The organism is Catenuloplanes japonicus (genome assembly GCF_000717135.1).
Taxonomy (GTDB): domain Bacteria; phylum Actinomycetota; class Actinomycetes; order Mycobacteriales; family Micromonosporaceae; genus Catenuloplanes; species Catenuloplanes japonicus.
The window spans coordinates 24172-47734 of sequence record NZ_JNXY01000025.1 but is presented as its reverse complement, the minus strand read 5'-3'; the positions used below and the strand labels follow the sequence as shown (position 1 = coordinate 47734).

The 23563-nt window shown below is 71.6% G+C and carries 21 protein-coding genes; 4 read left to right on the top strand and 17 right to left on the bottom strand.

Annotated elements, in window-relative coordinates:
- Nucleotides 1-26: 26 nt before the first annotated feature.
- Entirely contained in the window at nt 27-599 is a 573-nt protein-coding gene (locus OP04_RS30730) for a YceI family protein (RefSeq protein ID WP_033343403.1), read from the bottom strand.
- A 100-nt stretch (nt 600-699) separates the two neighbouring features.
- Between OP04_RS30730 and OP04_RS30725 the strand changes: the two genes are divergently transcribed.
- Nucleotides 700-1191, top strand: a complete 492-nt coding sequence (locus OP04_RS30725) for a MarR family winged helix-turn-helix transcriptional regulator (RefSeq protein WP_033343402.1) — start codon at nt 700-702, stop codon at nt 1189-1191.
- A 433-nt stretch (nt 1192-1624) separates the two neighbouring features.
- On the opposite strand, the gene OP04_RS30720 is transcribed toward OP04_RS30725, so the two are convergent.
- The 13 genes from OP04_RS30720 to OP04_RS30660 form a co-directional block, all read right to left on the bottom strand.
- Nucleotides 1625-4084: an ATP-binding protein gene (locus OP04_RS30720; RefSeq protein ID WP_033343401.1), complete on the bottom strand. Its 2460-nt coding sequence runs from the start codon at nt 4082-4084 to the stop codon at nt 1625-1627.
- A 647-nt stretch (nt 4085-4731) separates the two neighbouring features.
- A complete protein-coding gene (locus OP04_RS30715; protein ID WP_033343400.1) occupies nt 4732-5871 on the bottom strand; it encodes an acyl-CoA dehydrogenase family protein in 1140 nt (379 codons plus the stop codon).
- A 10-nt stretch (nt 5872-5881) separates the two neighbouring features.
- Entirely contained in the window at nt 5882-7381 is a 1500-nt protein-coding gene (locus OP04_RS30710) for an acyl-CoA carboxylase subunit beta (RefSeq protein WP_157240648.1), read from the bottom strand.
- Nucleotides 7382-7534: 153 nt separating this feature from the next.
- Entirely contained in the window at nt 7535-8848 is a 1314-nt protein-coding gene (locus tag OP04_RS30705; protein WP_157240627.1) for a hypothetical protein, read from the bottom strand.
- Between the two features lie 202 nt (nt 8849-9050).
- Nucleotides 9051-9719 carry a hypothetical protein gene (locus OP04_RS30700; RefSeq protein ID WP_157240626.1) on the bottom strand — a complete coding sequence of 223 codons (669 nt, stop codon included), beginning with the start codon at nt 9717-9719 and terminating at the stop codon, nt 9051-9053.
- Between the two features lie 409 nt (nt 9720-10128).
- Nucleotides 10129-11025, bottom strand: coding sequence for a hydroxymethylglutaryl-CoA lyase (locus OP04_RS30695; RefSeq protein WP_033343396.1), 897 nt, complete (start codon nt 11023-11025; stop codon nt 10129-10131).
- A 2-nt stretch (nt 11026-11027) separates the two neighbouring features.
- On the bottom strand, nt 11028-12365 hold the full coding sequence (locus OP04_RS30690; RefSeq protein ID WP_033343395.1) for an acetyl-CoA carboxylase biotin carboxylase subunit: 1338 nt from the start codon (nt 12363-12365) through the stop codon (nt 11028-11030).
- Nucleotides 12366-12383: 18 nt separating this feature from the next.
- The gene (locus OP04_RS30685) at nt 12384-13001 is read right to left on the bottom strand and encodes a TetR/AcrR family transcriptional regulator (protein ID WP_033343394.1); all 618 of its coding nucleotides are present in this window, start codon (nt 12999-13001) and stop codon (nt 12384-12386) included.
- Between the two features lie 20 nt (nt 13002-13021).
- The gene (locus OP04_RS30680; RefSeq protein WP_033343393.1) at nt 13022-13579 is read right to left on the bottom strand and encodes a VanZ family protein; all 558 of its coding nucleotides are present in this window, start codon (nt 13577-13579) and stop codon (nt 13022-13024) included.
- A complete protein-coding gene (locus tag OP04_RS30675) occupies nt 13576-14466 on the bottom strand; it encodes a sulfurtransferase (RefSeq protein WP_033343392.1) in 891 nt (296 codons plus the stop codon). The genes OP04_RS30680 and OP04_RS30675 overlap by 4 nt, the downstream gene beginning before the upstream one ends.
- 10 nt (nt 14467-14476) lie before the next feature.
- The gene (locus OP04_RS30670; RefSeq protein WP_033343391.1) at nt 14477-15253 is read right to left on the bottom strand and encodes an SGNH/GDSL hydrolase family protein; all 777 of its coding nucleotides are present in this window, start codon (nt 15251-15253) and stop codon (nt 14477-14479) included.
- A gap of 136 nt (nt 15254-15389) precedes the next feature.
- Complete coding sequence (locus OP04_RS30665; protein ID WP_033343390.1) at nt 15390-16502, bottom strand: RNA-binding protein; 1113 nt, start codon at nt 16500-16502, stop codon at nt 15390-15392.
- On the bottom strand, nt 16499-16993 hold the full coding sequence (locus OP04_RS30660; protein ID WP_033343570.1) for a SigE family RNA polymerase sigma factor: 495 nt from the start codon (nt 16991-16993) through the stop codon (nt 16499-16501). Before OP04_RS30660 ends, OP04_RS30665 begins: the two co-directional genes overlap by 4 nt.
- Nucleotides 16994-17110: 117 nt before the next feature.
- Between OP04_RS30660 and OP04_RS30655 the strand changes: the two genes are divergently transcribed.
- From OP04_RS30655 to OP04_RS30645, 3 genes are all read left to right on the top strand, one after another.
- Entirely contained in the window at nt 17111-18844 is a 1734-nt protein-coding gene (locus OP04_RS30655) for a proline--tRNA ligase (RefSeq protein WP_033343389.1), read from the top strand.
- A gap of 29 nt (nt 18845-18873) precedes the next feature.
- Entirely contained in the window at nt 18874-19272 is a 399-nt protein-coding gene (locus tag OP04_RS30650; RefSeq protein WP_033343388.1) for a CBS domain-containing protein, read from the top strand.
- A gap of 321 nt (nt 19273-19593) precedes the next feature.
- Complete coding sequence (locus tag OP04_RS30645) at nt 19594-20025, top strand: SufE family protein (protein ID WP_033343387.1); 432 nt, start codon at nt 19594-19596, stop codon at nt 20023-20025.
- Nucleotides 20026-20094: 69 nt separating this feature from the next.
- Here the strand turns inward: OP04_RS30645 and OP04_RS30640 are convergent, their stop codons facing one another.
- From OP04_RS30640 to OP04_RS30630, 3 genes are read right to left on the bottom strand one after another with little or no spacing between them, the layout of a single operon-like run.
- On the bottom strand, nt 20095-20631 hold the full coding sequence (locus OP04_RS30640; protein WP_033343386.1) for a YbaK/EbsC family protein: 537 nt from the start codon (nt 20629-20631) through the stop codon (nt 20095-20097).
- A gap of 15 nt (nt 20632-20646) precedes the next feature.
- Nucleotides 20647-21540: a glycoside hydrolase family protein gene (locus OP04_RS30635; protein ID WP_232323796.1), complete on the bottom strand. Its 894-nt coding sequence runs from the start codon at nt 21538-21540 to the stop codon at nt 20647-20649.
- Nucleotides 21541-21576: 36 nt separating this feature from the next.
- Nucleotides 21577-22515: a sulfotransferase family protein gene (locus OP04_RS30630; RefSeq protein ID WP_033343385.1), complete on the bottom strand. Its 939-nt coding sequence runs from the start codon at nt 22513-22515 to the stop codon at nt 21577-21579.
- Between the last annotated feature and the right edge of the window lie 1048 nt (nt 22516-23563).

Sequence of the window (23563 nt, the reverse complement as noted above, 5' to 3'; positions counted from 1 at the left end):
GCCGGGGCTTTGGGCTGTGCGGAGAGCTAGGCGCGGCGGATGGCCTCGGCCTCGATCTCGATCGTGATGCGCTTGCTGACCATGAAGCCGCCGGTCTCCAGCGCCACGTTCCACGTGATGCCGAAGTCCTCGCGGTCGATCTCGGTCTTCGCGGAGAAGCCGATGACGTCCTGGCCGTACGGGCTGCGGTTGATGCCCTCGAACTCGACGTCGAGGACGACCTGGCGGGTGACGTCCTTGATGGTCAGGTCACCGTGCAGCTTGAACTCGTTGCCGCTGATCTCGGCCAGGCCGGTGCTGCGGAAGGTGAGCTGCGGGTACTTCTCCGCCTCCAGGAAGTCGCCGCTGCGCAGGTGGGCGTCGCGGTCCGGCGCGTTGGTGTCGATGCTGGCGGCCTCGATGTCCGCGGTGGCGCTGGACTCCAGCGGGTCCTCCGCGATGGTGACGGAGCCGGAGACGGTCTTGAACTGGCCGCGGACCTTGCTCACCACCAGGTGCTTGGCGACAAAGCCGACACGCGCGTGGTTCGGGTCGATGTCGTACACACCGGCGGCCGGGATGCTCACACCGTTGTAGTCACGAACGTTCAGGTCGGTCATCGCACTGTCTCCCAGTAACAAGGTCTGCGGTCATGATGTCTGACGTGACAACTATATGCTCAGCAATGTTCCGCGTGTCAAGTATTGCTAAAGTTAACCGGTGACAACGAACCTGTTCGAGGACCCGCGCATCACCGCGATCGGCTTGTTCTCCGAGGCTTACTCGGGTCTGACCAACCGGTTCGCCGCCCAGTTCGACGAGCACGGCCTCTCCGCGGTCGAGCACGAGGTGCTCATGCGCCTGGCCCGCTCCCCCGGCCGCCAGCTCCGGATGACCGATCTCGCCGCCCAGACCTCGCTCTCCACCAGCGGCGTCACCCGCGTGGTGGACCGGATGGAACGCAGCGGCCTGCTCTGCCGCAGCGCCTGCCCCACGGATCGCCGCAGTTCGTTCGCCGTGATCACCGACGCCGGCCTGGCCCGGCTGAACGAGGCCCTCCCCGGCCACCTCGCGTTGATCGAGGAGTTCATCACCGGCCTGCTGACACCCGGCCAACTGGACGGCCTGCTCGACGCGCTGCGGGTGATCCGCGACGCCGCCAATCCCGGGGCGACGGTTGGCACAACGGACTCTCCTCACTCCGGAGAGTAGTCGTCAGCCCTCGATTCCGACCGGTAACCGGCAGAACAACCGGCAGAAGAGGCGTGCAGGACCGACATATCCGTCTAAAGGGACATGGGGCCCTTGGTAATCGGTTAGATTTCCCGCGCACGGGGACACACACCGGGGGGTGTTATACGCACGGAGGTCGGGGGGCCTCTGCGGGGTTTCCGTCGCGTCGCGCGCACACGGGGATGCGCGCCAACCGGCGCCGATCGCTCACGAAGCGATCGGCGCCGGTTCCTTTTTAAACCATTCAACGGTACGGGATGAGCTTCCTCCGCCCGGCCGAGCGCGAGGCTTCGGGCCGCTCGCGGGCAAGTGGGCGGTTCGCGGGCACCGGGTTCGCGGAAGCGCCGCAGTGTCCCTGCCGGCTGCAGAGTCGTCCCGAGGGCGTGGCCGGGTGCTGCGTGCCGGCGCGGCCTCAGCCGCCGATGCGGTCCTGCTCGGCGGGGAGGAGCGTGATGCCGCCGAGTTTGCAGACCTCGGCGAGGCGGGTCAGGACGGCCGTCCGGTGGGTCGCGTCCTCCGTGCTCGCCGCCACGCCGACCAGCGCCTCCGCCACGTCGCGCAGGTCGTGTCCGCCGGAGTGCGACGCCGCGGCCTCGGAGAACCACTCCGCGGCCAGCTCCCGCTCGCCGCGCCCGAGCGCCAGGTAGGCCTCGATCATCGCGATCTGGCCGCCGACCACGGCGGGGCGGCGCTCGTCCGGGTTGTCCGGCACGCTCAGCGGGCCGCGCAGGTCGGCCAGGATCCGGGAAGCCGTGTCCGCGTCGCCGGACTGCGCGGCCGCGATGCCGATCGTGCCGAGCACGCGCCGCCGGTGGCCGGGGTCGCCCTGCCGCTCCAGCACGTCCACCGCGCGGCGGCCCAGGGACTGCGCCTCCGCGTACCGGCCGGCGAGCCGGTTCACCTCGGCCAGGTTCGCCATCGCCAGTGCGCGCAGCCGCTCGTCGCCCTGCTGCGCGGAGAGCCGGTCCACCGCGGCCAGCCGGCGCCGGGCCGCGCGCAGGTCCCCGATCCGGATCTCGTGCCAGGTCAGATTGTTCTGCGCGACCGTCATGTCCCGGGCGCGGCCCAGCCGGGTGGCCAGCTCGAGCGCGACCTCGCCGTGGCGGCGCGCCTCGTCGAACCCGCCGTTCGTCATCCAGAGCGCGCAGAGCAGGTTCCGGGCCGCCAGCTCGCCGGCCGCGTCCTCCCGTCGCTGGAACTCGGTGAGCGCGCCGGTCACGGCCGGCACCTCCTCCGCGCCCGCGCCGTGCTCCAGCGCCAGCCGGCCCAGCCCGACCTGCGCCCAGGCCCGGATCCGCGGGTCCGCATCCTCGGTACGCGGGTCCGCGAGCAGGCGGCGCAGCCAGTGCCGGCCGACCACGTCCCGGCCGCGAAAGCGCCACCACCGGGGCAGCGCGGCCGCGAGGCGCAGCGCGGTGTGCGGGTCGTCGTTCGCGGCGTGGGCCAGGCCGGCCCACAGGTCGCCGGCCACCTCGTCCAGCCGGTTCACGCCGGCGGCCAGGTCATGGCCGGCCAGCTGCGGCGCGGTGCGCTCGGCCAGGCGCGCGAAGACGGCCGCGTGCCGGGTGCGGATCGCGGCCGCCTCGCCGCGTGCGACCGCGCGCTCCTCCGCGAGGTCCCGGACCACGTCGACCAGGCGGAACCGGAACGGGCCGGCCCCGCGCACGCCGAGCAGGCCCAGCTCCAGCAGCCGGTCCAGCAGCGGCAGCGGGTCGGCGGTCCCGGCGTCGTCGTCGGCCAGGATCGCGGCGGCCAGACGCACGGACCAGCGGTTGCGGAACGCGGCGAGCCGGCGCAGGCCCGCGCGCTCGTCCGGCTCCAGCAGCCGATAGCTGGCCGCGGCCGCGTCGCGCAGCGTCACGTCGACGGACGCGCGGAGCCCGGAGAGGTCGAGCACCCGGTCGCCGTACCGCTGGAGGATCTCGTCGATGTCGAGCAGCCGTCCGCGCGCGGCCGCGAGCTCCAGCGCGAGCGGCAGACCGCCGAGCCGCCGGAGCAGTGCGCCGAGCGCGGCGGCCTCCGCGTCCGTGACCGGGTCGCGGCGCACCTGCCGCAGCCGGGCCAGGAACAGCGCGGCCGCGGGGTAGCCGGCGATCTCGGACAGCCGGGCGGGCGCGTCCGCGGGCGGCGTCTCCAGCGGTCCGACCGGCCAGACGTGCTCGCCGGGCAGACCGATCGGGTGGCGGCCGGTGGCGAGCACGCGCAGGTCCGGATCGGAGTCGCAGAGCCAGCCGAGCGCCTCCGCGACCGCGTCCGGCGACCGCTCGACGCCGTCGACCATGACGAACACCCGCTCGCCACGCAGCCGGGCGCGCAGGTCGGCCGCGCGGGCGACGCCCAGCACGGCTGCCACCTGCGCCAGGATGTCACTGCCGCCGGCCATCTCGGTGACCACGATGCCGGCCAGGCCGCCGGGGTGGGCGGCGGCGACGCGCTCCGCGACCGCGAGCCCGAGGCTGGTCTTCCCGACGCCGGCCAGCCCGACCAGCGTGACCAGACCGGGCGGGCCGGTCGTGGCGAGCAGCTCCGCGATGTCGGTGACGTCGGTGTCCCGGCCGATCAGGTCGTGGGCCGGCGGCAGCCCGTTGCGGACCACGGGCTGTTCCGGCGGGGACGGGACGGCCTGGCCACGGGCGGACGCGAGAAAGTCGGCACGGTCCTGACCGGACAGCGAGAGCGCGGTGGCCAGCAGCTCGACCGTGGTGCGCTGCGGGCGGGACGCGCGTCCACGCTCCAGGTCACGGACGGTGCGCACGCCGATCCCCGCTGCGGCGGCGAGGTCGGCCTGAGTCATGCCCGCGGCGGCACGGCGTGCGCGGAGCAGTCCGGCGAAACCGGTTCCGCCCTGCTCAGCGGCATGATCCACGGTCATGGCGGAAGAGTACGGGCGCGTATCACACGCGGGAAGACGATCGTCGCGGGCCCGACGCGGACCGCGCCGATAGCCGACAGTGACGGGGGTCAGGGGGACGGGTATCGACGCGCGGCACGGTCCGGCATGCCACGCGGCGCAGCCCCGCACAGCACGCGGCCGGCGCGGCACACGGCGCGGTCCGGGCACAGCACGCGGCACGGTCCGGCGCGGTTCAGCGCGACATGTGGCGTAGTCCGACACGGCGCGGTGCAGCACGACACGACACGGCGCGGCGCGGCGCAGCACGGCGCAACACAGCGCGGCGCGGCGCGGTCCAGCAGGGAACGGGACAAGGCTCGGCGGGCGGCGCGGCGCGGTTCGGCACGATGCTCAGCGCGGTGGACACTCCACAACGCGCGGGGCCGGTCCGGGGCCGCGTCCCATGTGGTGACCCGCCCGCCCGGCGGCGCGGGACGCGCCTCGGTCGGCGTGAGTGCGGCGGGAATCGCGTGCTCTTTCCCGGCCACGGCGGAACCGGCTCCGACGCGAAGCGGCAAGCGGAGCGCCAGCGGAGTCTTGGCGCGCAGCGAGGTTTGCCCGCGGGAGCAAACGGACTGCACCACGCCGGAAGCGGGAAAATGAACTAGATCTTGATCTTAGAAACGCTAAATCCCCAGGTCGCGGGCGATGATCATGCGTTGGATCTCCGAGGTGCCCTCGCCGATCTCCAGGATCTTGGCGTCGCGCCAGAAACGGGCCACCGGCGTCTCGTTCATGAAGCCGTATCCACCGTGGATCTGGGTGGCATCCCGCGCGTTGTCCACCGCGGCCTCGCTGGCATGCAGCTTCGCGATCGCGGCGGCGCGCTTGAAGTCGGCGCCGGACAGCAGCCGCGCGGCCGCGTCGTAGTAGGCGAGGCGGGACGTGTGGGCCCGGACCTCCATGTCGGAGATCTTGAATTGGATCGCCTGGAAGTCGCCGATCGCGCGGCCGAACGCGTGCCGCTGACGGGCATAGGCCACGGACTCGTCGACGCAGCCCTGGGCCAGGCCGGTGGAGAGCGCGGCGATGGCGATGCGGCCCTCGTCGAGGATGCGCAGGAACTGGGCGAAGCCGCGGCCGCGCGGGCCGAGCAGGTTCGCCGCGGGGACGCGCACGTCGTCGAAGGCCAGTTCGTGTGTGTCCGAGGCGCACCAGCCGACCTTGGAGTAGCCGGGCAGGACGGTGAAGCCGGGTGTGCCGCTGGGCACGATGATCGAGGAGATCTCCTTGGATCCGTCCGGGTTGGTGCCGGTCACGGCCGTGACCGTGACCAGTGACGTGATGTCCGTGCCGGAGTTGGTGATGAAGCACTTCGTGCCGTTGATCACCCACTCGTCGCCGTCCAGGACCGCGCGCGTGGTGGTGCCGCCCGCGTCCGACCCGGCGCCCGGCTCGGTCAGCCCGAACGCGGCCAGCGACTCGCCGCTGACCAGGTCCGGCAGCCAGCGGGCTCTCTGCTCCTCGGTGCCGAAGCGGTAGATCGGCATGGCGCCGAGCGAGATCGCGGCTTCCAGCGTGATGGCCACGCTGGAGTCGACTCGGGCCAGTTCCTCCAGCGTCAGGCAGAGCGCCAGGTAGTCGCCGCCCATGCCGCCCGCGTCCTCCGGGAACGGCAGGCCGAACAGGCCCATCGTGCCCATCCGGCGGACGATGTCGTACGGGAACGCGTGCTTCTCGTAGAACTCGCCGATGACCGGCGCGACCACCTCGCGGGCGAACTCGCGCACGCTCGTCCGCAGCGCCTCGTGTTCCTCGGTGAGCATGACGACTCCTTCAGACTGGTGTCACGCCGTGGCGGCGGCGGGAGAACGCGCGGTCCTTGCCGTCGGCGGCCGCGTACCGCGCGATCAGCTCGGCGCGCAGTTCGCCCGGGGGCACGATGGTGTCCACCACCAGCTCACCGGCGAGGCGGGTGATGTCGATGTCCTGCTCGTACTCCGCGCGGCGGGCGGCGACGAACGCGTCCCGCTCGGCCTCGTCCTCGATCGCGGCGATCTTGTTGGCGTAGACCGCGTTCACGGCCGCCTCCGCGCCCATCACCGCGATCTTGGCGCTGGGCAGAGCGATCGTGGCGTCCGGGTCGAAGCCGGGGCCGGCCATGGCGTAGAGGCCGGCACCGTACGCCTTGCGGACCACCACGCAGATCTTGGGCACCGTGGCCTCGGAGACCGCGCTGATCATCTTGGCGCCGTGCCGGATGATGCCCTGTTTCTCCACCGCGGTGCCGACCATGAAGCCGGGCACGTCCGCCAGGAAGAGCAGCGGCACGTTGAACGCGTCGCAGAGCTGGACGAACCGCGCCGCCTTGTCCGCGGAGTCGACGAAGAGCACGCCGCCCTTGAACATCGAGTTGTTGCCGAGCACGCCGACGGTACGCCCGTCGAGCCGGCCGAACCCGATGGTCAGCTCGCGCGCCCACAGCGCCTGGATCTCCAGGAACGAGTCACGGTCGAGCAGCCCCTTCACGAACCGCCGCATGTCGAACGCCTGCCGCTCGCTGGCCGGGATCAGCCCGCCGAGGTCGATGGCGGGCGCGTCGGTGGCCGCGGCAGCGGGCGGCAGGGACGTCCAGTTGTCCGGGAGGTAGGAGAGGTAGCGACGGACCACGTCCAGCGCCTCGGCCTCGGACTTGCACAGGAAGTGGCCCACGCCGGACTCCGCGCAGTGGACGCGCGCGCCGCCCATCTCCTCCAGCGTGGTCTGCTCGCCGGTGACCATGCGGACCATCCGGTCGGAGCCGAGGTACATGCTGGCGTTGCCCTCGACCATGGCCACCACGTCGCAAAACGCGGGGATGTAGGCGCCGCCGGCCGCGGACGGCCCGAACAGCGCGCAGACCTGCGGGATCGCGCCGGACGCGCGGACCTGGGTGTGGAAGATCTTCCCGGCGCCCCGGCGGCCGGGGAACAGGTCGACCTGGTCGGTGATGCGGGCGCCGGCGGAGTCGACCAGATAGATCATGGGGTGGCCGCGCTCGTACGCCCGCTCGATGATTCTGATGATCTTCTCGACCGTGCGGGCGCCCCAGGAGCCGGCCTTGACCGTGGAGTCGTTCGCCATCAGGCAGACCGGGCGGCCGGCCACGGTGGCGGTCCCGGTGATCACGCCGTCCGCCGGCAGGCCCTCGGCCAGTGCGTTCGCATAGCGGCCGTCCTCGACGAACGAGCCCTCGTCGACCAGGTGGGCCACCCGCTCGCGGGCGAACAGCTTGCCCTTCGAAGCGTTCGCGGCGTGGTACTTCTCGGCGCCGCCCGCCTCGACGCGCTTGCGCATTTCCGCCAGATCGGCCTCGTCGAGCGCCACCGGACCCCTCCCGTAACCTCGCTTAACGATCGTTAGGCTAACGCAGAGAAGCGGCGTACGCTACCGAAAGCAGGAAGCCCCCGCGCACGAGGCGCGAGGGCTTCCCGGGTGTTGCTAGCTGATTCAGCCGAGGTTCAGCGACTGGGTCAGGTTGCCCAGCAGCGGCAGGCTGCTCAGCATGTTGGTGCTGTCGCCACCCTGGGACAGGGCGCCGACCAGCGGGAGGGACTCGCGCGCGTGACGACCCGCGGCAGCGTCGGCGTCGGCGCCGTACGCGTCCGGGCTCACACCGTCGTAGTCGCCCGACGGGTCGCCGGAGCCGTCGTCGACGGGCTCCTCGTCCATCGGCTCCTCGTCGACGGGTGCCTCGTCGGTCGGCTCCTCGTCAACCGGCTCCTCGTCCACGGGGGACTCGTCGGTCGGCGCCTCGTCGTCGCTCGGGTAGTGCGAGTCCGGGCCCTCCGGGGAGACGCCGGTGTCGTCGCCGGGGCCACCGTTGGAGCACTGCGCGGCGGCCTGGCCGTCGCCCAGCACGCCCGCGGCGATGCCGCAGATGTTGATCGGCACGTCGACCGGCACCGCAACCTGCAGGTTGTTCAGGATGCCGTCGGTGTCGCCACCGCCGACGCCCTGCTGGATGCCGTGCTCGCCCCAGCCGCCGCCGGTCTCGTTCTTGCAGTCCGCCGCAGCCTCGCCGTCGCCGAGCAGGCCGACCGCGACCCCGCACAGGTTGATCGGGATGTTGACCGGAACCGCGACCTGCGCGTTGTTCAGGACGCCGTCGACGTCGCCGCCGCCACCCTGGGTGATCGCGATGCCCTCGCCGGCGCCGTGGCCCTTGGCCCAGGAACCGTTGCTCAGCTTAGCGGCCGACTTGGCGTCGCCCACCGCGATGCCACCGGCGTTCACCGGAATGGAGATCGGCGCGAAGACCTGGAGGTTGTTGCCGATGCCGTCGACGTCGGCGCCGCCCCAGTTCTTGCCGTGCGCCTTGCCGTGCTCGGTGACCGGAGCCGACTCGGTGTCCGCGCTGGTACCGTTCCAGGCCTTGCCCTCGGCCGACGCGTCGCCGAGGATGCCCGCGGCGATGGTGCTGATGTTGACCGGAACGCTGACCGGGATCGCGGCCTGCAGGTTGTTCGCGATGCCGTCGACGTCGCCGCCGCCGCCACCCTGGGTGATCGAGTGACCCGCGAGCTCGTTCGAGCACTCGGACGCGGCGTAGCCGTCGCCGAGCACGCCGACCGCGATGCTGCACAGGTTGACCGGGACGTCGATCGGCGCCGCGATGGCCGCGTTGTTCAGGATGCCGTCAGTGTCCCCGTCGTTGGAGGACAGCTGCTGGATGTCGGCCGCCTGGGCGGCGGTCGGCGCGAGCAGGAGCGCGCCCGCGGTCAGCACACCGACGCTCAGAGTCTTGCGAACCCAAGTCTTCATGGGAAGGCAATAACCTTTCGAAATGAGATCAAAGAGAATGTCTCTTGCGGAATTTCGCTATTAGGTTGTGGTGCCGAATCCAAAGTCCGGCCGGGCGCGGCGGTGCCCTGGACCTATTCCTGTTTTCCCTGACTCCGCCGTGGACATACGCCCAGGTGGGTAACGGTGGGGAGATCCGCGAGGCATCGTGCCGGCGGAACCATCACTGGATCAGTCGGGTGAAACGGTCGGGGCCTCGGAATCGCACCGGGGGCACCACGACATCGGCCGGGGCGGTGAGCCGGGACGCGGCCCCCATCGTGCCCGTGACCGCGGCGGAATTGACGGTGGAATTGCTTCCCGACCCGCCGGTCGGGGCTCCCGTCGCGATGCCTTCCGGCAATGCGGCGGAAGGCTGCCCGGGAACACCCGCGAGGGCGTCCACGAGCGGGGACGGCTCGGCGTCGGGCGCCGGGCGCACGGCCCGCTCCGGCTCTGTGCCGAGCCGCGTGCCGGTCACAGCCACCGACGCCGACGCCCGGGTGGGCGTGGTGCTCGCGGCGGCAATACCCGGGATCGGGGTGACCGGGGCCGGATCCGTCGCCTGATCGAAGAAGGCGGCGGGGTCCGTGGAGCCGGTCGTTCCGCCGGTGAGGCGGAGCGGTGCGACCGTCTCCCGTTCCTGTGTGCGTGAGGGCGCCGGAAGATCGGCCTCCACCGGCTGGCGCGCCGGCATCACCGTGTCTTTCCGGGCCGAGATGCCGGTGCCGTGGAGGTGGTCCAGCGGCAGTACGGCGGAAACCTCGGCCGCAGGCGTCAGAAGCTCACCGACCAGCGAGGGTGCGCTCTCCTCGACCACCTCGGTGCCGAGGTCGCTGACGAGGGAGAACACGCGGTACGCGGTGTCGGTGGGCGTCTCAGGCGCTGCGGCCTGGGCGGCAGCACCGGAGAGCGGCCGGGCCGCCTCCGCGATGCCACCGACGACGAGCGTGCGCAGGCCAGGCCGCAGCGCGACCCGGTCTGGCCGGCGTTCCCGGCGATCCGCCATCACCTGGCTCACCGAGCCGTCCCGGGTGGGCAGGCTCTGTGATCGCAGGATCGCGGACACGCCGAAAGGCGGGATGGCCGACGCGGGCAGTGCTGCGCATGATGCGCGCCCAGCCCGTTGTCTCGCCATTGGTCCGCCCCTCGTCCATCGGCACGTCATTCAGCGGGCGTCTCATCCCTCACAAATTGGACGAAACGCTCTCACCGAATTAGGTAACGAAGCGGATAAGAGCGGGATACGCGACGAATCGGATTTACTGCGCGACCGTGCGATAGCGCGGACCGGCCCGAAGAACGCCGGACGGCAGCTCCCGGCCGGTAATCTCCTCGGCCAGCGCGGCCGCTTCCAGAAGTTTCTCCAGGTCGATGCCGGTGTCGATGCCCATGTCGTGCAGCATGTGGACCACCTCCTCGGTGGCCACGTTGCCGGAGGCGCCGGGCGCGTACGGGCAACCGCCCAGACCGCCCACACTCGCGTCGAACTCCTCCACGCCCAGGTCCAGCGCGGTCAGGATGTTCGCCAGGCCGGTGCCACGCGTGTTGTGGAAGTGCAGCAGCACGGGTGCATCGCCACGGACCGTGCCGACCACGGCCAGCAACTCCCGGACCCGGCGCGGCGTACCCATGCCGGTGGTGTCGCCGAACGCGATCCGGTCCGCGCCGTCGCCCAGGACGCGCTCCACGATGCCGGCGACCCGGGCGGGGGGCACGTCACCCTCGTACGGGCAGCCGAAGCTGGTCGCCACGATCACCTCGACCGTGCCACCGGCCGCATGCACGGCTCCGATCAGGCCGGTGATCTCGGTCAGCGAGTCGGACGTGGACCGGTTGATGTTGCGCCGGTTGTGCGTGTCGCTGGCCGAGACCACCACCTCGATCTCGGTGAAACCGGCGGCCAGCGCGCGCTCCGCACCACGCAGGTTCGGCACCAGCGCGGAGTAGCGCACGCCCTCGGCGCGCCGGGCCCGCTTCCAGACCTCGTCCGCGTCCGCCATCTGCGGGATCGCCTTCGGGTGCACGAAGGACACCGCCTCGATCCGGCGCACACCGGTGCCGGAGAGCGCGTCCAGCAGCCGCACCTTCGCGTCGGTCGGGACCGGATCCTCGTTCTGCAGCCCGTCGCGCGGGCCGACCTCGCGGATCGAGACCATGGTCAGTTTCCCCTCATGCGGCCCACGATGCCGGTGTCGTAGTCGCCGGAGCGGAACTCGTCGTTCTCCAGCAGCTCGGCGAAGAACGGCAGGTTCGACTTGGGGCCGGCGATGGTGAACGCGGCCACGGCGTCACGCGCGCGGGCCAGCGCCTGCGCGCGGTCGTCGCCGAAGACGATCAGCTTGGCCATCAGCGAGTCGTAGAAGCGCGGGACCGTGGTGCCCGCGGCATAACCGGCGTCGACCCTGACCCCCTCGCCGGACGGCTCCTCCCAGACCGTGACCGTGCCAGGGCCGGGCAGGAAGCGTTTCGGATCCTCCGCGTTGACCCGCAGCTCGATCGCGTGGCCGTGTTTTTCCACTGACGTGAACGTGGGTGGCAGGCCGGACGCCACCCGTAGCTGCTCCTCGACCAGGTCCACACCCCAGACCAGCTCCGTGATCGGGTGCTCGACCTGAAGGCGCGTGTTCATCTCCAGGAAGAAGAAGTCGCCGGTGGCCGGGTCGAGCAGGCACTCCACGGTGCCGGCGTTGCGGTAGCCGACCGCCTCGCCGGCCCGGACCGCCGCGGCCAGCAGACGTTCCCGCAGCTCGGGCGTGACCGCCGGGGACGGGGCCTCCTCCGCCACCTTCTGGTTGCGGCGCTGCACGGAGCACTCCCGCTCGCCCAGCGCCAGCACCCGGCCGTCGGCCAGGCCGAGGATCTGGACCTCCACGTGGCGTACCCGTGGGAAGTAGCGCTCCAGCAGCACGGATCCGTCGCCGAACATCCGCTCCGCGAACGCGCGCACCTTGTCGAACTCGGCGCGCAGCGCGGTCTCGTCCGCCGCGACGGCCATGCCCATGCCGCCACCGCCCGCGGCCGCCTTCACCATCACCGGATATCCCACGACCGTGGCCGCGTCCAGCGCGGACGCGATGTCGCCGACCGGTTCGCGGGTGCCGGGCGCGACCGGCACGCCGGCGGCCTCCATCAGGTTCCGCGCCTGGATCTTGTCGCCCATCGCGGTGATCGCGTCCGCGCCGGGGCCGACCCAGATCAACCCCACCCCCGCGACGGTACGGGCGAAGTCCGCATTCTCCGAGAGGAAGCCGTAGCCCGGGTGCACCGCCTGCGCGCCGGTCGACTTCGCCGCCGCCAGGATCGCCTCCGCGTTGCGGTAGCTGAGCGCGGGATCGGCCGGGCCGATGCAGACCGCCTCGTCCGCCTCGCGCACGAACGGCAGGTCCACGTCGACGTCCGAATGGACCGCGATCGTGCGGATGCCCAGGCGGCGGGCGGTGCGGATGATCCGTCGGGCGATCTCGCCCCGGTTCGCGACGAGCAGGCTCTCGATCATGCGGCGCCCTTCCGGTGTCTACATCGCGTGGAGAAGTGCGGACAGCGTGGCGGCGCGCAGCAGCACGGCACGGCGCTCGCGCTCCACCTCGCCGCCGAGGAACGGTGTGGAGTTCATCAGGCCGAACGCGGCGTGGGCCATCACCCGGGCCTCGCCGGCGCTCAGCTCCGGGCGCAGGACGGACAGCACCTGCACCCACTCCTCCACGTAGAGGCGCTGCAGGCGGCGGATCTGCCGGCGCGGCTCCTCCGGCAGCCGATCCAGCTCGTGCAGGTGCAGCGCGATCACGGCCGGGTTGGCCAGCGCGAACTCGACGTGGAAGTTGATCAGGGACTCGAGCGCGGCGCGGGGCTCACGGTCGTGGTCGGAGACGCGCTCGCGGCCGCCGGCCAGCAGACTCTCGCTCACCGGTATCAGCGCCGCGACCAGCATCGCCTCCTTGCCGGCGAAGTGGTGGTAAAGCGCGGGACCGGTGACGCCGGCGGCCGAGCCGATGTCGTCCATCGAGACGCCGTGGTAGCCGCGGGACGCGAAGAGCCGGACGGCGATGCCGAGGATCTCGTCCTTACGCGACCGCCGCCTGCCCTGGCTGGCGCCCTGTCCCGGGACGCTCGGGGTCTGCTGATCCACCGTCACCCGACCAGACTATCCCCATGTCAAGCAGAAACTGAACGATCGTTTATGCGAGCTGGGTCTCCGGCCGTCCACCACGGGCGGGAGGCGAGCGCGGCCAGGGCGACGCCGGTCGCGTTCACCAGGACGTCGTCGACGGAGGAGACACGGCCCAGGTCCAGCGCGTACTGCAGGATCTCGACCGTGGCGGAACAGGCCGCGCCGAGCAGCAGCAGGCGGCCGACGCCGCGCATCACGGCCCAGCGGATCGGGGCGAGCGCGCCCAGCCCGGCAAAGACGAGCAGATTGCCGCCCACCTGGTACGCGATGAACCCGGCCCCTTCCGCGAGCTGGTTCGGCAGGTCGGAGAACGGGATCAGGAAGACCTGGCCGGGTGCGTCCCGCGGGGTCAGGATCATCCACACCCAGGGTGCGGTGGTGATCAGCATGCCGATCTCGGCCGCGCTGTGCCGCCACGCGATCTCCCGGGACGCGCCGCGGCGCATCCGGAGTGCGGCGAGCCCGGCAGCGACCAACGCCGCCACCGGGACCAGCGCGAACGCGACGAGGACGACGCCGCCCCACTCGCGCCAGACGCTCAACGAGGATCCGGCCCCTTCACGATCGGCACGCGGACCAGGTTGCCCCACTCTGTCCAGGAACCGTCGTAGTTGCGGACGGCCGGGAAGCCGAGCAGGTAGCGCAGCACGAACCAGGTGTGGCTGGACCGCTCGCCGATCCTGCAGTACGCGATCACGTCGTCGGTGTCGCTCAGCCCCAGCTCGTCGCGGTAGATCGTGCTCAGCTCCGCGGCCGGCTTGAACGTGCCGTCCTCGCGGGCCGCCGACTTCCACGGCTTGTTCACCGCGCCCGGCACGTGGCCGCCGCGCAGCGCACCCTCCTGCGGGTAGGCCGGCATGTGCGTCAGCTCGCCCGTGTACTCCTGCGGGGAGCGCACGTCGACCATCGGCAGGCCGGCGACGGAGTGCGCCTCGACCTGCTCGCGGAACGCGCGGATCGGCGCGTCGTCGCGGACCGGCACCGGGTAGTCGGCGCGCGGGCGGGTGGTGCGGTCGCGGGTGAGCTCACGGCCCTCCGCCGCCCACTTCTGCCGGCCGCCGTCCAGCAGGCGCACGTCGGCGTGGCCGAAGAGCGTGAAGACCCACAGCGCGTACGCCGCCCACCAGTTGAAGTTGTCGCCGTAGAACACGACCGTGTCACCGCGCCCGATGCCCTTGGCCGCGCACAGCTCCGCGAACGCGTCCGCGGACAGGTAGTCCCGGGTCACGTCGTCGTTCAGCTCGGTGTGCCAGTCGACCTTCACCGCGCCGGGGAGGTGCCCGGTGTCGTAGAGCAGCACGTCCTCGTCCGACTCGACCACGACGAGACCGGGATCGTGCAGGTGCTCCGCCAGCCAGTCCGTGGTGACCAGGCGCTCGGGGTGGGCGTATTCCCGCAGGTGCGGCGCGGGATCAGTGGGTGCGGGCATGGTGATTAAGTTACGCGTCCTCCCGGACGATCGGCGTGAGGGACGGGCGTTTGGCGGAGATCAGGTCGCCGGAGGAGCGGCCGGTCAGCCGCCGTCTGACCCACGGGGCCAGGTAGCGGCCGGCCCAGCGCAGGTCCGCGCTGCGGGCGAGCAGCCACGGGGCCGGCGCCGGGTGCGGCGGCACCAGCATCCAGTCCTCGTCCACGGCCACGCCGAGCGCGTTGAGCACGTGGGCGGCGGTTCGGCGGTGGCCGATGTCGGACAGGTGTAGCCGGTCGATGCTCCAGAGCAGCGGGTTGCGGAACTCGTCGTCCGCGTACAGGTCGATCAGGTGCGCACCGGTCTGTTCCGCGGTCTCGCCGACGCGCGCGTTCATGTAGGCGACCCGCGGTCCGACCAGGCGCTGGCCGGGCAGCCGCAGCGTGACGTCCGCGAACCGGAACACGATCACGTCCGCGCCGGTGGCCCGGATCCGGGTCACCGAGTCGTGGAAGCTGTCGCAGACCGCGACCGGCTCGCACTTCGGGCGCAGGATGTCGTTGCCGCCGGCCGCGAAGCTGACCAGGTCCGGGCTCATCGCGAGCGCGGCCGGCAGCTGCTCGTTCGTGACGGACGGCAGCAGCCGGCCGCGGATCGCCAGGTTCGCATAGCGGAAGTCCGGACCGGCCTCGGCCGCGAGCCGGGTGGCGACCAGGTCGGCCCAGCCGCGGAACGTGCCGTCCGGGTACGGATCGTCCATACCCTCGGAAAAGCTGTCCCCGACCGCCACGAAGTTGCTCCAGCGCATACCCGTCCCCCAGGAGGTAGTTGCATTTACCAGGTATCTTGCCGAGCCTCCTTACCGATGGGTAGCCCTTTCCGGACGTGAGCTGGAGAACAACGCGGTGGTTTGTGTGTTGTTGTGCAGGCCCTCGGCCCTCCGGTCAGGGCCGCACCAGACGCAGCAGCAGCGAATTCAGCAGCTCGGTCGGCTCGGGGTCGTCGCCGGTCAACCGGCCGTCCGGCGCGAACGTCAGCAGGCTGTTGTGGTCGCCGTCGAGGACCCGGGCCACCAGGTCGCCGTTCGTCGTGAAGAACAGCTGGCGGATCGTCCGGCCGCCGGTGTCGAGCGGCAGGCTCTCGCCGGTCACCGTGTCGATCAGGTGCGTGCCGCGCCGGTTCCGCGCCGGCAACAGGTCGTTCTCCTCCGTGTAGCCGTCGATGATCCGCGCGGTGATCCGGGCGCCGTCCGGCGAGACCCCGGTGACCTCGACGCCGAGCACGCCGTCGAGCACCTCCCGCCGCTCGCCGGTCAGCGTGTTCCAGACCTCGATCGTCACCTGGCCCGGCCGTGGCTGGTGCGGCGCGGCCGCCCACTCGCCGTTGACCTCGGCGCCGCAGCCGAGGCGGAGGCCGCCGGTGTCCTCCGGCGTGAACGCGCCGTCCGCCAGCGTGTACCACCCGGTGAACGAGGTCCAGCTGTCCTGACTCCACCGCCCCGCCAGCAGCCGGACCGAGTCGGGCGACCAGACACAGCCGCCGTAGACCGACGGCTGCGCCGGGTCGGGGCTCTCCAGCGTGATCGCGGCGGCGCCGGACCCGTCCAGCCACGTCACCGGCAGGCCGGAGCCGGTCGCCCAGGACATGCGGGTGCCGTCCGGCGAGACGGTCAGCGTGTCCCGGATCAGGTGCTCGCCCGGATCGGCGTCGCCGGTCCACGCCTGCGGGACGTCGCGCAGGCCGTCCTCGCCCCACACCCGGACCGGGGACCGGAACATCAGCTGGTCCACGTAGACCGCGGACGTGGCCCCGGCCGGCAGCACGGCCGAGGGCGGCGGGTCCGGCGTGTCGGCGACCTCCGGGAACGCCTGATCCACGCGGCCCGTCGCAAGGCCGGCCGAGACCACGGCGAGAACGACGACGGTGGCGGCCGAGACCAGCACGAGCCGGGTCCGGGCGAGCCGGTCCGAGGTGTGCACCGCGCGGTCGCGCAGGTCGGCGGGCTGCGCCTGCTCGGCCAGGTCGTGCAGGCCGGCACGGAGGTTGTCGAGATTCATGCCAGGCTCCCGTCGTGGAGATCGGTCAGTGTGCGGAGCTTGGCCAGCGCCTTCGAGGACTGGCTCTTCACGGTGCCGACCGTGATGCCGAGCAGGTCCGCGGTCTCCGCCTCGGTGCGATCCTCGAAGAAGCGCAGCACGATCACCGCGCGCTGCCGGGGCGGCAGCCGCAGCAGCGCGGCCCGCAGCGTGATCCGCAGCGCGGAGTCGTCGTTATGTCCACGGTCCGGCAGGTCACCGGGCAGCACCTCGGCGATCCGGCGCCGCCGCCACCAGGAGACCTGAAGGTGATACATGATCTTCCGGGTGTACGCCTCGGCGTTGCCGACCTGTTCGAGCCGGTGCCAGGCCCGGTGCGCGCGGGCCAGCGCGGACTGCACGAGATCCTCGGCCAGGTGCTGGTCGCCGGTGAGCAGGTAGGCCGCACGGAGCAGCGCGGGCGTGCGGCTTCTGACGAAATCGTCGAAGTCGTTGGGTGGCTGTTCTGCCACCGGCGTCCTCCTGACGGCCGCGGAGAGGGTCATATCCGTCGAGACGCGAATTCCTCTTACGATGGTTGCCCGTATATCGGTCGCGGGCGCCGCCGGGGTGGGTCGTACCCTTTTCGCATGCTGCTTCGCATGTCGACCCTGTTCCTTCGCACGCTCCGCGAGGACCCCGCCGAGGCCGAGGTTCCGAGCCACAAGCTGCTCGTCCGTGCCGGCTACATCCGCCGCGCCGCACCGGGCGGCTACACCTGGCTGCCGCTGGGCAAGATGGTGCTGGACCGGGTTGCCGCGATCGTGCACGAGGAGATGCGGGCGATCGGCGGGCAGGAGGTGCACTTCCCGGCGCTGCTGCCGCGCGAGGCGTACGAGAAGAGCGGACGCTGGACCGCCTACGGCGACGACATCTTCCGCCTCAAGGACCGGCGCGGCGCGGAGTACCTGCTGGCCCCCACGCACGAGGAGATGTTCACGCTCCTGGTGCAGGACCTGTTCAGCTCGTACCGCGACTTCCCGGTGATCCTCTACCAGATCCAGACGAAGTACCGGGACGAGGCGCGGCCGCGGGCCGGGCTGCTGCGCGGGCGCGAGTTCCTGATGAAGGACGCGTACTCGTTCGACCTGTCCGATTCCGGGTTGGAAGAGTCGTACGCGAAGCACCGCGTGGCGTACCAGCGGATCTTCGAGCGTCTCGGTCTGGACTTCACGATCGTCTCGGCGCAGTCCGGCGCGATGGGCGGCTCCGGCTCCGAGGAGTTCCTGGCCGCGGCCGAGGTCGGCGAGGACACGTTCGTCGGCTGCGCGGCCTGCTCCTACGCGGCCAACACCGAGGCGGTAACCACGCCTTCTATTGAGCCCGTGTCAGTGGAGCACCCGGCGATCGAGGTGCACGACACCCCGGAGACGCCCACGATCCAGTCGCTGGTGGACCTGGCGAACGCGCGCGGGCTGGCCGGCCGCACGGACTGGACCGCGGCCGACACGCTGAAGAACGTGGTCCTGCAGCTGACCCGCCCCGGCTCCGCCGAGAAGGAGCTGCTGGTCATCGGCGTGCCCGGCGACCGCGACGTGGATCTGAAGCGCGTCGAGGCCCAGGTGCACCCGGCCGCCGTGGCGCTCTTCGACGACTTCGCCGCGCGTCCGGACCTGGTGCGCGGCTACATCGGCCCGCAGAAGCTCGACGCCCGTTACCTGGTCGACCCGCGCGTGGCCGCCGGCAGCGCGTGGCTGACCGGCGCGAACGAGCCCGGCCGGCACGCCACCAACGTGGTCTCCGGCCGCGACTTCACGCCGGACGGCACCATCGAGGCGGTCGAGGTCCGGGCCGGCGACCCCTGCCCGAACTGCGCGGACGGCACGCTGGAGATCCGCCGCGGCATGGAGATCGGGCACATCTTCCAGCTCGGCCGCCGCTTCGCGGACGCGTTCGGGCTGGACGCGCTCGGCCAGGACGGCAAGCCGGTCCGGATCACCATGGGCTCCTACGGCGTGGGCGTCTCCCGCGCGGTCGCGGCCATCGCGGAGCAGCGCTGCGACGACCGCGGCCTGGTCTGGCCGAAGTCGGTGGCGCCGTTCGACGTGCAGGTCATCCCGGCAGGCAAGGGCGAGCAGCTGGCGATCGCGACCACGCTCGCGGAGGAGCTGGTCGCCGCCGGCCTGCGCGTGCTGCTCGACGACCGCCCGGCGAAGGTGTCCACCGGCGTCAAGTTCGCCGACGCGGAGCTGATCGGCGCGCCGCACTCGGTCGTGGTCGGCCGCGGCGCCGCGGACGGCGTGGTGGAACTGCGCGTGCGCGCCACGCACGAGAGTTCCGAGGTGGCGCTCTCCGATGTGGTCAGGCTCCTGACCAGCGATTAAGCACCGTGTGCCGCGGGTAGGTGGTGGGCATGACGACAGTCGGCGCACTCATGACCCGGGCGGTCGTGTACCTGCCCGCGGACACCACGCTGGATGACGCCGCGCAGACCATGCGGGAGCGGGACATCGGCGACGTGGTGGTGACGGACGGCCCGGCGCTGGCCGGCGTGGTCACCGACCGGGACATCGTGATCCGCGCGGTCGCGGACGGACGCGATCCCCGGAAGGTCACGCTCGGCCAGATCGCCAGCCGCGATCTGGTGATGATCCGGCAGGACGCGTCCGCGGACGAGGCGCTCGGCCTGATGACGGAGAAGGCGGTCCGCCGCCTGCTCGTCTGCGACCCGGACCGCCAACTGGTCGGCATCGTCTCCCGCAGCGACCTGGTGGCGCCGCCCAGTAGTGAGCGCCGCCTACTACCTCAGTGAACGCCGCGTAGTACCGGCGAGCGTGTGTCAGTGAGCGTCCCACTTCGCGGTGGTTGCGGTCCGCACGCTCCCGCGGGCACCGGTCGTCGCTGGCGCTCCTCCCTTCCGCTGCCGCGGGTGGCTGAGCTCACACCAAGACCCGCCCGCGCGCTCAGTTCCGATGCCGGGAGGCAAGCGGAGCGCCAGCGGAGGCTTGGCGGACGGCGAGGTTTGCCCGCGGGAGCAACGCTGCCGCACCACGCCGGAAGCGGGAAATGAATTGGATCTCGCCCTTGATCTTGTTTTTCGTGATGGCCATGTCCGGCTAGTAGCGTGGTAATCGTGAGCGAGATGCCCGACAAACTGGCCGAGATCGTGGAAGAGCTGGCCTCCGCGCCGCGCGACGTGGTGCTGGAGATGCTGCTGGAGTTCTCCGACGCGGTCGCGCCGTTGCCGCCGTCGCTCGCGGGTGGCGGGCACGAGGGCATGGAGCAGGTGCCGGAGTGTCAGACCGCGTTCTTCCTGCGGGCCGAGGTGGGGGCGGACCGCGTGGTGACCGCGCACTTCGACGCGCCACCGGAGGCACCGACCACGCGCGCGTTCGCCGGCATCCTGGCGGAGGGGCTGGCCGGCGCGACCGTGGACGAGGTGCTGGCCGTGCCGGACGATCTCTACGTGCGGATGGGGCTCGCGTCGGTGATCAGCCCGCTGCGGGTGCGCGGCGGGAACGCGATTCTGGCCCGGCTGAAGCGGCAGGTCCGCGAGCAGATCTAATGTTTCCCGTGAAACCACATCGACGACCTTCATGAGGCGGGCTCGCGTGCCGAGCCCGCCTCATGAGCGTTATTGCAGCTCGCGAGCCAGTCCCTCGACGACTTCCGCCAGCGGCAGCCGCGCGGCGAGCGCACCCGGGATCTGAATCTTGCCGTGCCGGACGCCGGAACCGATCACCACGGCCGGCTGTGTCAGCACGCGCGGGTCGACCAGGATCGGCCACTCGGCCGGGAGCCCGATCGGGGTGATGCCGCCGTACTCCATGCCGGTCAGCGCGACCGCCTCGTCCATCGGGGCGAAGCTGAGCTTGCGCACGTTCAGGTGTTTGCGCACCACGCCGTTCACGTCCGCGCGGGTGGTGGCCAGCAGCAGGCAGGCGGCGTACCGGACGACGCCCTCGCGCTTGCCGGAGACGATCACGCAGTTCGCGGACGCCTCCAGGCTCACGCCGTACTCCGCGCAGAACGCGGCCGTGTCCGCCAGCGTGGCGTCGATCGCGGCGACCTCGGTCTCGTCCCGGCCGGGCCAGTCGCGCAGCGCGGCGGCGACCGGCGGGGCCAGCAGGTCCGGCCGGTCGAGCGCCGGCTCGGTCTTCAGGTTTCCCATCACCGGGCCATCGTGTCAGACCACCTCGGTACGCAGCTCGTGCGCGCCGTCCGGCCGGGTCCCCTCGTAGTAGATGCGGCGGCGGCCGTCCGGCAGGTCGATCAGGCTCAGGTAGCGCAGGCCGTGCGGCGCGTGCGGCGACCCGACCGGGTCACCCTCGTACGCGGTAAGCCGGCCGAACGTGCCGTGCGCCAGGCCGGTCCGCTCCTCCCAGTTCTCCTCCGCGGTGGCGCGGCCGTCATAGGCCACGGTCAGCTCGTCGCCGTCCGCGATCACCGCGGCGACCCGGACGCCGCGCGCGTCCCACTCGCCGGCGCGGCCGCTCAGCGCCGTGCCACGCCAGGTCCAGGTCACGCCGTCCGGGCTGGTCGCGTACCAGGTGGACATGCGATCGGCGTGCTCGTCCGTCTCCAGCGGGTGGCAGGACGCCCACAGGTGCCAGCCGCCGTCGTGGAAGAGCACGACCGGGTCCTTCACGCCGACCGTGTCGTCACCCGGCAGCACCGTGATCGGGCTCGCGGCGCCCAGCTCCTCCGGTGAGCCGGCCTCAACAAGGTCGACGCGCCAGTGCTTGGTGCCGGGCGTGGCCACGCTGACGTAGACGCGCCAGCGGCCCTCCGGCGTGCGGACCAGCGCGGGGCGCTCCAGCGACTCACCGCCGAAGTCCTCCTTGCGCAGCTCCGCGACCGGAGTGAAGCTGACGCCGTCGTCGGAGCGGGCGATCACGTTGACGAAGCCGCGTCCCTCACCGATCGGGCGGCGCAGGCGGTAGGCGAGGTAGATCGTGTCGCCGTCGCGCACGGCGCTGGGTGCGCCGGCCCAGGCGCCGGTCCGGCCTTCCGGGGGTGCGATCACGGTCGTACCCTCGTCCCAGCGCGGGGTGGGGAACGTCATCGTCGACGTGGTCACTCTTTGATCTCCTTGTCCCGAAATTTCCGTATTTAGTTATACGGCTTTGGCGCCGGCGGGCGTAACCCGCGTCCAGTCCTCATAGGCCGTCCCGGTGACCTCCTCCAACAGCCGGATCTCCGCCACGAACGCCGGAAGCACCTCCGCCCGCTGCTCCACCGTCACGCGCGGACGCTTCGACGGCCGGCCGCTGTGCAGCATGGTCAGCAGCGGCCCGCGGAACGTCTTCCGTACCCACACCGGGTAGTGATGCCCGATCCGCCCGCCGGTCCGCAGCAGGTAGCGCAGGCCGGCGTTGACGCGCGTGTCCGCCACCGAGAAGTTCACGTTCGCCTGCGGGACGGTGTCGATCACACCGGTCTCCACGCCGAGAAAGTCGCAGACCCGGTCCAGCGTCTGGGCCGGGCGCTCGCGCAGGTCTCGGTAACGCATGATCAGCACCTGCTCGCGCGCGAACAGCTCGAACAGATGCCGGACCTGACTGCCGTACTGCCCCAGCCCCGCGTAGTGCCAGAACGCGGCCCAGCCCGCCGCTATCCGCTCCGGCTCCCGCCGCATCGCGGCCACGAAGTCCGCCTCCGGCTCCAGACCGGCCGTCCAGAGATGCTGCCAGTTCGAGTGCGCGCGATCGACCGGGTCACGCAGCATCAGGATGATCTTGACGTCCGGGGTCAGCTTCCTGATCCGGCGCTGCGCCTCCAGATCATGCAGGTAGAACGGGGTGGCCTCGCCGGTGAGCACCTTTGCCGACGCCTTGGCGAACAGGGCCTCATAGTCCTCGCGCCGCCAGATGTGCTCCTGGTAGGTCTGCACGTCGCCCGGCCCACCGTACGTCGGGGGCGGGCCGTCGCTCAGGAAGAACTTCGGCTCCTTCACCTCGGACAGGTACAGCCCCGGATGCCTGGCCAGCGCGGCGTGCAACGCGGTCGTGCCCGCCTTCGGCACCCCGGCGATCAAGAAGTCGGGCAGCGCCATGCGTGTCCCTCCAACCGGCGTCAAAGTCGACATATCCCACTGTCTAGCTGGGATATTCGACCCAGGTTACCGATCTCGGGCTCGCGGCCCAAGCCTTTGGTGAGGCCCAGGCTGTTGCGGGGCGGTAAAAGCTCTGAGGGCAGACCTCACTGCTGGGCGGCCGCGGTCCCCGTGCTCGTGCGGGCCCCCGGTTCAGCGCCATTCGGCGCCGGTCACTCTCTGTGCGGCACTCCGCGGGGCCTTGCCGGCGAGAACGACTCTGCTCTCCCGCTCCTGCCGGCGTGAGTCGGCATGGCTGGACGAGCGATGCGAACGGGCGCTCCGCGCCCGAAATTTCGTCATAAAGCTGTCGTCAACCGGCACAGCGGGGATACCGCAGGCAGCCACCGCAAGCGAAAGGAGTGTGCGCTTCTCGGCGGCGCCCCTGCCGATGACCTGCTCCCCGTTTGGCCGGGTCGACGGCAGGCGGCGGGGCCATCCAGGCGGCCACCTCTGTATGTGCACAGCACACAAACAGAGAATCGGGTGCGCTGCACTCGGCGGGTGCAACAATCGCGGGCCCAGGTCAGCGGGCCAATCACGGCCGCAATCACCCGAGCTGCTGTGCCGGCTGGCGAGCAGGCAACTATGCGCAGTTCAGCACTGGCGAACGGTAAGGCGAGCAGGCCTCCGCAGACGGCCGGGCGAACGTAGACGACAGGCGGAGGCGCGGAGGCGGGTGCACGCGAGCGCAGCTGCGGGTTCGCGCGCGAACGCAGGGCGGGTGCGGCTGCGCGCGCGAACGCAGGGCGGGTGCGGCTGCGCGCGCGAACGCAGGGCGGGTGCGGCTGCGCGCGCGAACGCAGGGCGGGTGCGGATGCCGAGTGCGCGGGGGCAGCTGCGCGGGTGCGGTGGCAGGTGCGCGGGTGGCGAATGCGGTGCGCGGGTGGCGGGTGCTTGTCGACGCACTCCTGGTGTGGCTTCTCTTCCCAGCCCACCGCATGACCGGCAGGAAGGAGCGCCAGCGACGACCGATGCCCACGGGAGCAACGCCGCCGGACCACCCCGA

What these genes read in the sequence shown, in the direction of transcription:
- OP04_RS30715 (WP_033343400.1), bottom strand. Translation starts at nt 5,871, where the DNA reads ATGCTCACCGAGGAACACGAGGCGCTGCGGACGAGCGTGCGCGAGTTC.
- OP04_RS30675 (WP_033343392.1), bottom strand. Translation starts at nt 14,466, where the DNA reads ATGCCCGCACCCACTGATCCCGCGCCGCACCTGCGGGAATACGCCCAC.
- OP04_RS30690 (WP_033343395.1), bottom strand. Translation starts at nt 12,365, where the DNA reads ATGATCGAGAGCCTGCTCGTCGCGAACCGGGGCGAGATCGCCCGACGG.
- OP04_RS30655 (WP_033343389.1), top strand. Translation starts at nt 17,111, where the DNA reads ATGCTGCTTCGCATGTCGACCCTGTTCCTTCGCACGCTCCGCGAGGAC.
- OP04_RS30630 (WP_033343385.1), bottom strand. Translation starts at nt 22,515, where the DNA reads ATGGCGCTGCCCGACTTCTTGATCGCCGGGGTGCCGAAGGCGGGCACG.
- OP04_RS30710 (WP_157240648.1), bottom strand. Translation starts at nt 7,381, where the DNA reads ATGCGCAAGCGCGTCGAGGCGGGCGGCGCCGAGAAGTACCACGCCGCG.
- OP04_RS30695 (WP_033343396.1), bottom strand. Translation starts at nt 11,025, where the DNA reads ATGGTCTCGATCCGCGAGGTCGGCCCGCGCGACGGGCTGCAGAACGAG.
- OP04_RS30705 (WP_157240627.1), bottom strand. Translation starts at nt 8,848, where the DNA reads ATGAAGACTTGGGTTCGCAAGACTCTGAGCGTCGGTGTGCTGACCGCG.
- OP04_RS30665 (WP_033343390.1), bottom strand. Translation starts at nt 16,502, where the DNA reads ATGAATCTCGACAACCTCCGTGCCGGCCTGCACGACCTGGCCGAGCAG.
- OP04_RS30720 (WP_033343401.1), bottom strand. Translation starts at nt 4,084, where the DNA reads ATGACCGTGGATCATGCCGCTGAGCAGGGCGGAACCGGTTTCGCCGGA.
- OP04_RS30640 (WP_033343386.1), bottom strand. Translation starts at nt 20,631, where the DNA reads ATGGGAAACCTGAAGACCGAGCCGGCGCTCGACCGGCCGGACCTGCTG.
- OP04_RS30650 (WP_033343388.1), top strand. Translation starts at nt 18,874, where the DNA reads ATGACGACAGTCGGCGCACTCATGACCCGGGCGGTCGTGTACCTGCCC.
- OP04_RS30670 (WP_033343391.1), bottom strand. Translation starts at nt 15,253, where the DNA reads ATGCGCTGGAGCAACTTCGTGGCGGTCGGGGACAGCTTTTCCGAGGGT.
- OP04_RS30730 (WP_033343403.1), bottom strand. Translation starts at nt 599, where the DNA reads ATGACCGACCTGAACGTTCGTGACTACAACGGTGTGAGCATCCCGGCC.